The organism is Salinivirga sp. (genome assembly GCF_035268865.1).
Taxonomy (GTDB): Bacteria; Bacteroidota; Bacteroidia; order Bacteroidales; family Salinivirgaceae; genus Salinivirga.
The window spans coordinates 1-10,932 of record NZ_DATFKB010000158.1 but is presented as its reverse complement, the minus strand read 5'-3'; the positions used below and the strand labels follow the sequence as shown (position 1 = coordinate 10,932).

At 39.7% G+C, this 10,932-nt stretch carries 10 protein-coding genes; 9 read left to right on the top strand and 1 reads right to left on the bottom strand.

Going from position 1 to position 10,932, the window contains the following annotated elements; translation table 11 throughout:
• The 7 genes from VJ937_RS09250 to VJ937_RS09220 form a co-directional block, all read left to right on the top strand.
• The coding region (locus VJ937_RS09250) for a dipeptidase (protein ID WP_324066614.1) at nucleotides 1-947 on the top strand (947 nt) is incomplete at its 5' end.
• A gap of 59 nt (nucleotides 948-1,006) precedes the next feature.
• Nucleotides 1,007-2,407, top strand: a complete 1,401-nt coding sequence (locus tag VJ937_RS09245) for an MATE family efflux transporter (protein WP_324066613.1) — start codon at nucleotides 1,007-1,009, stop codon at nucleotides 2,405-2,407.
• Nucleotides 2,408-2,523: 116 nt separating this feature from the next.
• Nucleotides 2,524-3,222, top strand: coding sequence for a MotA/TolQ/ExbB proton channel family protein (locus VJ937_RS09240; RefSeq protein WP_324066612.1), 699 nt, complete (start codon nucleotides 2,524-2,526; stop codon nucleotides 3,220-3,222).
• Between the two features lie 6 nt (nucleotides 3,223-3,228).
• Nucleotides 3,229-3,636 (top strand): biopolymer transporter ExbD, encoded by a 408-nt coding sequence (locus tag VJ937_RS09235; RefSeq protein WP_324066611.1) that lies wholly within the window; start codon nucleotides 3,229-3,231, stop codon nucleotides 3,634-3,636.
• 18 nt (nucleotides 3,637-3,654) lie between these two features.
• Nucleotides 3,655-4,518 carry a TonB family protein gene (locus VJ937_RS09230; protein ID WP_324066610.1) on the top strand — a complete coding sequence of 288 codons (864 nt, stop codon included), beginning with the start codon at nucleotides 3,655-3,657 and terminating at the stop codon, nucleotides 4,516-4,518.
• Between the two features lie 135 nt (nucleotides 4,519-4,653).
• Nucleotides 4,654-5,142: a hypothetical protein gene (locus VJ937_RS09225; protein ID WP_324066609.1), complete on the top strand. Its 489-nt coding sequence runs from the start codon at nucleotides 4,654-4,656 to the stop codon at nucleotides 5,140-5,142.
• A 113-nt stretch (nucleotides 5,143-5,255) separates the two neighbouring features.
• On the top strand, nucleotides 5,256-6,590 hold the full coding sequence (locus VJ937_RS09220; protein ID WP_324066608.1) for an acetyl-CoA hydrolase/transferase family protein: 1,335 nt from the start codon (nucleotides 5,256-5,258) through the stop codon (nucleotides 6,588-6,590).
• Nucleotides 6,591-6,632: 42 nt separating this feature from the next.
• On the opposite strand, the gene VJ937_RS09215 is transcribed toward VJ937_RS09220, so the two are convergent.
• Nucleotides 6,633-7,925, bottom strand: coding sequence for a folylpolyglutamate synthase/dihydrofolate synthase family protein (locus VJ937_RS09215; RefSeq protein WP_324066607.1), 1,293 nt, complete (start codon nucleotides 7,923-7,925; stop codon nucleotides 6,633-6,635).
• An 88-nt stretch (nucleotides 7,926-8,013) separates the two neighbouring features.
• Here VJ937_RS09215 and VJ937_RS09210 point away from each other — a divergent pair, with 88 nt between their 5' ends.
• Together VJ937_RS09210 and VJ937_RS09205 are read left to right on the top strand one after the other, a co-directional pair.
• A complete protein-coding gene (locus VJ937_RS09210; protein WP_324066606.1) occupies nucleotides 8,014-9,345 on the top strand; it encodes a PhoH family protein in 1,332 nt (443 codons plus the stop codon).
• A gap of 60 nt (nucleotides 9,346-9,405) precedes the next feature.
• Complete coding sequence (locus VJ937_RS09205) at nucleotides 9,406-10,530, top strand: LamG domain-containing protein (RefSeq protein WP_324066605.1); 1,125 nt, start codon at nucleotides 9,406-9,408, stop codon at nucleotides 10,528-10,530.
• The last annotated feature ends 402 nt before the right edge of the window (nucleotides 10,531-10,932 follow it).

Genomic DNA, 10,932 nt, shown 5'->3' with positions numbered 1-10,932 from the left:
GGGCAAGAACACCTGAAGGGCATGAAAAAGCAAACAAAGAGACACATAGAATTATTGATTCGATATATTCGCAAGTTTCTAATAATCAAGACAAAGTTACTATTGGTACATCACCGCAAGATGCATACGAAAATGAAGAAGAAGGCAAACACACATTTTTTATAGGTATTGAAAATGGCTATGCCTTAGGCAAAGATATAGATGAAATACAACATTTCTATAATCGCGGTGTACGCTATATAACCCTCTCCCACACGAGCAATAATGATATTTGCGACAGCTCTACAGACTCAGTTGAACACAACGGACTAACTGATTTTGGTGAAACTGTAGTCAAAAAGATGAATGAATTGGGTGTAATAGTTGATGTTTCACACATCTCTGATAAAAGCTTTTATGATGTAATTGAACTTACAAAAGCCCCGATTATAGCATCGCACTCCAATGCCCGGGCTATTTGCGACAACCCTCGTAATTTAACAGACGACATGCTGCAAAAAGTGGCTAAAAATGGCGGCGTTGTGCAGGTTTGTTTGCTTAGCGACTATGTAAAACCTCCTGAGCCACAACCCAAAAGAGACAGTGCATTTGCAGCGCTCAGAAAAAAATGGCGGGGTTACAACGATTTAACAGATGAAGAGCGGGCGCAGGCAGTAAGAGAATGGCACGCCACACAAAGAGATTATCCGCAAAAACTTGCAACAGTCAGCGACCTTGTAGATCATATCGACCATATTGTGAAAATGGCAGGGATTGATCATGTTGGAATAGGCAGCGACTTTGACGGAGGTGGCGGTTTAAAAGATTGTTTCGATGTCAGTGATATGCAAAACATCACAAAAGAATTATTAAAACGTGGCTACTCAGAGCAGGAAATTATCAAAATATGGGGTGGTAATTTTATGCGGGTGTTCAAAGAAGTGGAGCAAAATAAAATAAAAGCCTGACAAATCTTTATTTAGGCGCGTTATTTGATGTGGGTTTGCCTCTAGAAAAAATTTAAAGAGTGAGAAAAAAGCAAACCGAACAACTTGAACATATGCCCGTAGGAAAATTAATCCTACGGTATTACTGGCCAGCTTTTGTGGGCGTTATTGCCAACTCCCTTTACAACATCATTGATAGGATTTTCATTGGTCAGGGTGTTGGTGCTGCAGCACTCAGTGGTATTACCGCTGTTTTCCCTGTAATGATTATCATCATGGCTTTCGGGATGCTAATAGGTATGGGTGGAAGCGTTAAACTCTCTATATTTTTAGGTGAAAAAAAATACGATAAAGCCGAAAAAGTGCTTGGCAATGTCGTTTTATTAATTTTCATAGTTTCGTTTTTTGTTGCCGGACTCGGCTTTATTATAAAGCAGCCAATGCTTGAGCTTTTTGGAGCAACTCAAACCACCATGAGTTATGCCAATGATTATCTCAACGTTATTCTTTTTGGCATTATATTTCAAATGATGGGTTTTTCGCTCAACAGCTTAATCCGGTCAGAGGGTAATGCGAGGCTGGCCATGATTAGCATGTTACTTGCAGCCGGAATCAACATCCCGCTAGACTGGCTATTTATTATAAAATTCGGTTGGGGTGTAAAAGGTGCAGCATGGGCCACCATTATTTCAATGAGTGTTTTGTCGCTTTGGGTGCTGATTCATTTCCGTAGTAAACGCTCAGTGGTACCCCTCAAATGGCACCGGATAAAATACGATCATTTTATTGTAAAGAGCATGTTAGCAATAGGTTTAGCTCCCTTTTTCATGCAAGTTGCAAATAGTTTTGTACAGGGCATATATAACTCACAGCTCATAAAATATGGCGGTGACCTTGCAGTGGGGGCATTTGGCATTATTATGAGCGTAGTGATCTTAATTATAATGAGCATAATAGCACTCAACATGGCCTCACAACCTATTATAGGTTACAATTATGGTGCGCGAAACCTCAGCAGAGTGAGACAAACGCTCCGCTTTGGTATGATTGCTGCCACGGTTTTAGGTGTAATCAGTTGGACCATACTCGAATTATTTCCAGAGCCCATTATACGACTGTTTAATAACGAAAGTAAACAGCTACAGGAATATGGCATTCAAGGTTTAAGGATTTTTGTAATTATGCTACCCCTGGTAGGCTTTCAGATTGTAATCAGCAACTATTTCCAGTCTGTGGGAAAAGCAAAAGTAGCTGCTTTCCTCAGCCTGCTGAGGCAAGTCATTGTTTTGTCACCTTTGCTTTTTATTTTCCCAAATATATGGGGACTTAAAGGTATTTGGATGGCATCTCCCACCGCTGACACCATTGCTGCCATAATAGCGGGTACGATGATGATCAGGGAGTGGAGAAAAAACCTTGCACCAAGAAAGGACTCGGTGCTGAAATCAACAGCTACAACAACACAGGCTGCTACACAGTAAATCAGTTGTTTAAACTCATATTAAAATCTAAAATAATGGGATTCACTGTGTAGTATGAAAAATTTATAATAATTTCGGACGCTAAAACGTTTTAACCGCGATAAAATAATCATACAATGACGGGAATATTCTTACAGGTAAACCAGGTAGCCGATACGGCTCAAACTGCAGCACAAGCTGCAGAAGGAGAGTTAACACTTTCGTTTTTTGATTTAGCGATGAAAGGTGGTATCATCATGATTCCAATTGTGGTGTTGCTCATATTATCAATTTATATCTTTTTCGAGCGCTATTTCGCTTTAAAAGATGCCTCGAAAGAAGATTCCACATTCATGAACCGCATCAAAGACTATATTCACGATGGCAAAATCGATGCTGCGCACAGTCTTTGCCAATCGACCAATACCATAACCGCCAGAATGCTTGAAACAGGCATTAGCAGAATTGGTCGACCATTAAATGATATTAATACGGCTATAGAAAACATAGCCAATCTTGAAACAGCCAGACTGGAGAAAGGACTCCCTACGCTTGCCACCACTGCAGGTGGTGCACCAATGATTGGTTTTCTGGGAACAGTAATGGGTATGATTAAAGCTTTCTATGACATGGCCAATGCAGGGAACAATATCGATATTACATTACTATCAAACGGAATCTACACAGCAATGGTAACCACTGTGGCAGGTCTTATTGTTGGTATTCTTGCATATTTTGCCTACAATATCCTGGTAGCTCGCGTAGAAAAAGTAATTTTCAGGCTCGAAGCCCGTACCACTGAGTTTATGGATCTTTTAAATGAACCGGCAAACTAAAACAGTATGGCTATAAAGCGAAGAAGTAAAATAAATGCCAGTTTCAGCATGTCGTCAATGACCGACATTGTTTTCCTGTTGCTGATATTCTTCATGGTAACCAGTACGCTTATATCTCCCAACGCATTAAAGTTGCTGTTGCCACAAAGCAAAAACCAGACCCGTGCCAACAAACCCCTTGTATCGGTAAGCATTACACATGACCTTCGATATGCTGTTGGTACACAGCAGGTACCTTTTAGCATGCTGGAACGTAAACTAAAACAGGAACTGGGTCCGGCAGATGCCTTTGAACAATCACCAACAATTTCATTGCATGCCGATAAACGCGTACCTGTAGACAATGTGGTGAAAGTTATGAACATTGCCAAAAGAAATAAGTATAAACTAATACTGGCAACAACAGGACAATAAATAACCAACCTTAACCCAATGTTTGAAAACCGAAAAAAAAATAAACGAATAGCTTTTTGGGCTACTTTCTCATTTATGGGAACAGTACTCATATTGCTCATATTTTTCGGTTTTTCAACACCCCTGCCTTTGCCCGAAGAGGAAGGCATACTCGTAAACTTCGGCTATGAAGAATCCGGATCAGGGCCTGTGGAAACAGGTGGTGAAGCTATTCCCGAACCTGTTACGCAACCAGAAGCTGTAACACCTCCACCAACAGAGAGTGCCTCAGAAGAAGAAGTCATGACCCAGGATTTTGAGGAAGCCGCTGCCATGGAGGCTAAAAAAGAAGAAGCAAGAAAAAAACGTGAAGAAGAGCTACGAAAAGAGCGTGAACGCGAAGAAGAATTAAGACGACAACGAGAGCTGGAAGAAAAACGCAGAAAAGAGCAGGAAGAGAAAGAAAAAATAAACGAAATAACGAAAAATGCCTTCTCCCAGGGCAGTAATAACAATTCCAATGCCGAGTCAGACGGCAATAAAACCGGATCAGGGAACCAGGGTGATCCCGAAGGTGACCCTAACGCCAAAAATTATGGTGAAGGCAAAGGGCTTGGCGACAAAGGAATTGGCTACAGCTTACAAGGCAGGTCGCCTCAGGGCGGAAGATTACCTAAACCAGCTTACACGGCCAATGAAGAGGGTATTGTAGTTGTCCGTGTAACTGTAGACCGAAATGGAAACGTTACAAGTGCAAGTTACCAGGCCAAAGGTTCCACAACCACAAGTCAAAAATTGATTAATGCCGCTGTGAAAGCTGCACGCAAAGCGCGATTTAATCAGGACAATGAAGCTGATGCTTTTCAGGTTGGAACCATTACTTACCGGTTTGTGCTTCAATAAAACTTAATATTTTGCCGGCAAGCGGTACTCCATCAAAAAAATTTGATTTATATGTCATTTTGCAGTAATTTGCTATGAGCAAAAATATTACAGCGCATTAATTACGACAGGTGAAATAAATCAAAAACCCCCATCATGAAACAATTATTAATTATAATTCTGCTCGCATTTATGGCAGTTGCGGGTTACGGCCAAACCAATTCTCTGGTCCTCGAAAAAAAACGTAACGGAAAACAAAAAATCCTGCCAGCTGCCACAAAAATAAAAGTTGTAACCTATGACGGAAACAAATACAAAGGCGAATTTCATATAGCAAACAAAAGCACTCTGCTAATGGGCAGTGACAGCGTAAAGCTTCATGACATAAAAAAAATTCGTTTTAAATCAAAGCTTGGCATGTACACAGGCACCGGAGTTGGTATATTAGGAGGAATTATTACTGTAAGCGGCACAGTGCTCATCATTCAATCGCTGGCGGAAGGTGGACTTGCAGGGATAATAGGTATTGTATTTGGGGTTCCGGTTGTAGGCGCGGGTGGTGTAATTGTAACCGCAGGGGTATTGGTAGCCACTATTGGCCGGCAGTACAAGCCTAAGAAATGGACATACAAACTTGCTCCCTGATATTGAAAATAAGCAATTTATAACTTAAAACCTATTATATAACATCTGCAAACATACCGCCTCTATAACCTACTTTACTAATTTTGCATGCGTTAAGTTAAAATACCGATGTCATGCAAAAAACATACACACCTGTATCTGCGCAAGAAGCAGTAAAAGCGGTTAAATCAGGCGATCGCTTGCATATTCACAGTGTAGCCTGCACTCCTACAATATTACTTGAAGCACTCATGGAGCGTTCAGGTGAATTAAGCGATGTAACCATTCAACACATACACACCGAAGGCCCTGCGCCTTATGCAGAGGAAAACGGCAAATATATGGGTACATTTGAACTGGAATCCTTCTTTGTAGGGGGAAATGTTCGCAAAGCTACTCAAGCTGGCTATGCCGACTACATTCCGGTTTTCCTTAGCGAAACACAACGTTTAATTAGAGATGAAGTTCTGACAATAGATGTTGCAATGGTTCAAATCTCCCCGCCTGATCAGCATGGCTGGGTTTCAATCGGAACATCTGTAGATTGCAGCAAAGCAGCCATAGAAAAAGCAAAAACGGTTATTGCAGTGGTAAACAAACATATGCCAAGAGCCTGGGGCGATGCCATGATGCCGTTAAGTGATTTTGATATTTTTGTGGAACACGATAGTCCGCTTATTGAGGCACGCATGCCCGAATTGTCGGAGCAGGATATTGCCATTGGCAAAAATGTGGCTAATTTAATTGAAGATGGCGCCACATTACAAATGGGCATTGGAGCTATACCCAATGCAGTGCTTTCGCAGCTGGGGAACCACAAAAACCTTGGCGTACACACAGAGATGTTTTCAGATGGTCTTTTGCCACTTGTAGAGCAGGGAATTGTTAACGGAGCCAACAAAACACTTGACCAGGGTAAAATTGTAGCTTCATTTTTAATGGGATCAAAAGACCTCTACAACTTTGTGGATGATAATCCGGGTGTGCTCATGCAGGACGTGCATTATACAAACTCAGTACATATCATTAAACAAAACCCAAAAGTAACTGCTATCAATTCAGCTATACAGGTAGATATCACAGGCCAGGTATGCGCCGATTCTATTGGCACTAAATTTTATAGTGGTGTTGGTGGCCAAATTGACTTCATGCGCGGAGCTTCGTTCAGTGAGGGCGGAAAACCCATTCTTGCAATTCCATCGGTAACAAAAAAAGGGATGAGTAAAATAGCACCAATGCTTTGTGAGGGCGGTGGCGTAGTAACCACAAGAGCCAACATGCACTGGCTGGTTACTGAATTTGGTGCAGTCAACCTATATGGTAAAACACTACAAAAACGGGCACGGGACATCATTAGCATAGCCCACCCCGATCATCAGGAATCGTTGGACAAAGCTGCATTTGACAGGTTTGGATCACATTACCACTTTATTAAAAGTAAAAAAGAGTTGGAAATCAGAAAGAACTAAATTATAGTGCGAAAAGGGGCTGTCTAAAAGGGCAGCCTTTTTTTATGTAAGTGCCTCTGCCACCACAAAAGTACTTCCTCCAATATAAATCAAATCGTTTTCGCCTGCTGATGCACGTGCGGCATGCAAAGCATCGGCCACATTCTCATAACTTTCACCATGTAAACCCGATGCGTAAGCCTTGTCTCTGAGTGCACGCTCGTTGAGCGCTCTGGGTATTTGAGAGCGTGTAAAATAATATGCCGCCGATTGTGGCAATAACTTAAGAATATTGGAGAGGTTTTTATCATCGACCACACCTATTACAATGTGGAGTTTATTAAATTCAAGCTGGTTAAGCTGCTCCATCACGATTGTAAGTCCTTCGGTATTGTGGGCAGTATCGGCAACTGTTAGTGGGTGCGTATCCAGAATATCCCAACGTCCTCTGAAACCTGTCTTATCTCTTACTTTTCTCAGTGCAACTTCCCTGTCTTTATCGCTAACCAGAAACTTATCGCGAATTGCATCTAATGTTGCCAATACGGTTACCAGATTTTTAGCCTGGTAATGGCCGGTCAGATCTATTTTCCATGTAAACTCTTCGCCTATAAACCGATCGTACAGTGTGACTTTCTGAGTAGCAAAAGGAGCTGATGAAGTAATTGATAAAATTTCGAAACGATCAGAAGCGTTCGTTACCGGTGCTGCAAGCTCTTGCGACTTTTCAGCAAAAACCTCCATTGTTTCTGCTTGTTTTTCTCCAACAATAACCGGCGTTTCTTTTTTTATGATACCGGCCTTCTCTCTGGCAACAGCATCCAGTGTATTGCCTAAAAAATATGTATGATCAAGTCCAATATTTGTTATTACCGAAACAATTGGATTTATGATGTTTGTTGAGTCCAGGCGACCGCCCATACCAGTTTCTATTACTGCTACATCGACTCTTTCGCGGGCAAAATAATCAAACGCCATGGCTGCAGTTATTTCAAAAAAACTTGGCTTAAGCTCCTTAATTATTCGTTGATTATCTTCAACAAAATTGGTTACATATTTTTCAGTAATCATTTCACCATCAATCCTGATTCGCTCTCTGAAATCCAGTAAGTGCGGTGAAGTATACAAGCCTGTTCGAAATCCGGCCTGTTGCAAAGCCGCAGCAATCATGTGACTAACGGAACCCTTACCATTAGTTCCTGCAACATGTATGGATGGATAAAACTGGTGTGGATGCCTGAAGTGCTCATCAAGTTTAATTGTTACATCCAAATTGGCCTTATAAGCTGCCTTTCCCTCCCGCTGATACATAGGCAACTGTGCATATAAAAATTCTAAAGTTTCTGAATAGTTCATAATCGGTTGATAAAATTCTAAACAAAAGTAATAATAGCCTTTTATTTTTTGTAATTTTCGTAAGAATACAATAAAACAAGATTGCCTTATGCCCACTTCGAAAGCTAAAAAAGTCTTTGTTCTTGACACCAATGTACTGCTACACGATTTTCAATGCCTTGATCATTTTGAAGAACACGATATAGTACTGCCCATAACCGTTTTGGAGGAGTTAGACAGATTTAAAAAGGGCCATGACCAAATTAACTATAATGCCCGTGAAATAGCCAGAAAACTCGGAAAACTCTCTGACGACAAAATATTTAAAACCGGAATAAGCCTTGGACCAAAAAAAGGAAAACTTTTTATCGAAACAGGTAAACCATACAGCCAGGAGTTTCGTGAATCATTTCCGGCCGACACACCCGACCACCGCATTCTATCCATTGCTTTGCAAGTAAAAGCTGCGAAGCGTAAGCCTGTAATTTTTGTATCGAAAGACATTAACCTGAGGCTTAAAGCCAAAGCCATGGGCATGCCTACAGAAGATTACGAAACAGATAAGGTAGAAAAAATTGAAAATATTTTTGAAGAAGTACAAACAGTAACTAATATCAGCGATGAGTTAATATCCAAACTATATAACGGGACTCCCGAAATACCAGTTGAAGAATTTAATTTTGACTTTAAGCCTATTCCGAACCAGTTTTTAATTTTGCAGGGAAATCACAGTTCAGCCATTGGTTTTTTTGATCCTTATCTGCAAATCATCAGACGCGTAGAAAAACATAAAACCTATGGCATTGAGCCCCGCAATGCCGAACAAACCTTCTCACTTGATGCTTTAACCAACAAAAACCTTCCCCTGGTATCAATAACCGGTAAAGCCGGAACTGGAAAAACACTGCTGGCATTGGCTGCAGCACTTGCACAGGAAAAAAACTACAACCAAATTTTACTGGCCAGACCAATAGTACCTTTATCGAATCGCGACCTTGGTTACCTGCCTGGCGACGTAGGTGAGAAAATAGGTCCCTATATGCAACCGCTCTATGACAACCTGGGTGTAATTAAACAGCAATTCAAAAGTAACAGCAGCAACTATATGCGTATTGAAGAAATGTTGAAGGACGAAAAGCTTAAAATTACACCTCTTGCCTATATCAGAGGCAGAAGCCTTTCCAATGTTTTCTTTATTATTGACGAGGCTCAAAATCTTACGCCACATGAGGTTAAAACCATTATAACACGGGCTGGGGACAATACTAAAATTGTTTTTACTGGAGATATACAACAAATCGACTCCCCATACCTGGATGTGCGTTCAAACGGACTTTCATATTTGACAGACAGAATGCGCTCCCAGGAGCTCTTTGGGCACATCCACCTCGTAAAAGGCGAAAGAAGCGTATTGGCTGAATTGGCAAGTGACCTATTGTAACAAAGTCTCATTTTTTTTGGTTTTTTATATTACTATGGTTTTCTTTACAAAAAAAACAATATGAAAAACATCACATCAATTATTCTTATCGCAATTGCAATAATAACAAGCTTTTCTGCTTGTAGTGATAAAGAATTAAACGAACACAAAAAAAACTGGGCAGTTAGTTTTGGTTTTAGCAATGAAGCATTGAAGAAAAACCACTCAGCAACTCCTGATGCAATGGTTATTTCCATAAAAAATGATGCTTCTGATTATGAGTTATACATGGAAAGGCTAGAATTATACGCTATTGGAGATGGTTATATAACTGCAAATGTAGAATTGTTAGAGGGCAATTATACAGTTGAGGATTTTATTGTTGTAGATGAAAATGACTCAGTAATGTATTTAACCCCCAAAGAAGGTTCTAATTTGTCATCAAGTGTAAACACACCACTGCCCCATCCTTTTAACGTAAATGCTGCAGATACCAGTAATGTAATTTTGGACGTAATTCCCACAAATTTAGGAGAAGCGGAAGATTACGGTTATACTTCATTTTCATTTAATATTGTTTATCCCATCTCATATAAATTGGTATTATCATTACCATTCAACGGAAACGCAAATGATGAGAGTGGAAATGAGGATCATGCCTCAGTTTCAGGAGCTCAATTAACAACCGATCGCTTCGATCAACCTAATAGTGCCTATGAGTTTGATGGCTATGATGATTATATATCACTCAGCAGTTTTTACGATTTAGAAGTAAGAACAATAAATATATGGTTTAAAGCCTATGAAATAACAGAAGATCTAAGCATAGTCTATAATTCAGACAATCCGTCTTTAGAGAATGGACGCTCGATACTAGCATTGCGAGAATTTGATGGTGCAGATTCTATTACCTTTGTAATGGATGATAATACTTATAGCAAACGAACAGCTGTAGAAGAAAATACATGGAACATGGCATCATTTGTTAGAAATGATTCTTCCACAACGTTTTATTTAAATGGAGAATTGATTGACCAGGTTCCTGCTAGTACAATATCATCTATTGATGGACAAACAGAGACTGCCGTACTCGGTACAGGCCGAAATCTTAACCGTTTTCTTAATGGCAAAATAGATGACGTAAGAATTTATAACAGGGCTTTAAACGCAAGTGAAATTGAAGTTTTATTCAATTTAGAAGAATAAATCTTTTTCGAAAATAAAATAAGTCCAAAAATGCCCTGGATGACTGAATTCAGGGCTTTTTTTATAAAAAACTTCTTACTCCTTCCTGACCAACTGCCAGAAAAAAATTCAAAACAGTAACAGATTACTCATAAATATCACTACAAGTTCGTATATATGAACCACATAACTAAGCATCCAGTATTTTTCACTGTTTTTAATCACATAACTTGAATAGCTTTAGTATAATCGACACCCCTTTTATTCATTAGGCAGAATATTTATCTGCAAAAATAAAAAATATCAATATAATGTTCCGCGACATCAAATTTTGTCATGGAAATTACCCATAATTTTGTATTTTTACCGTAAATTATGAAAGCTTAACTATTGTTGAAGGATCTTATTTATAAATGGTTTTAT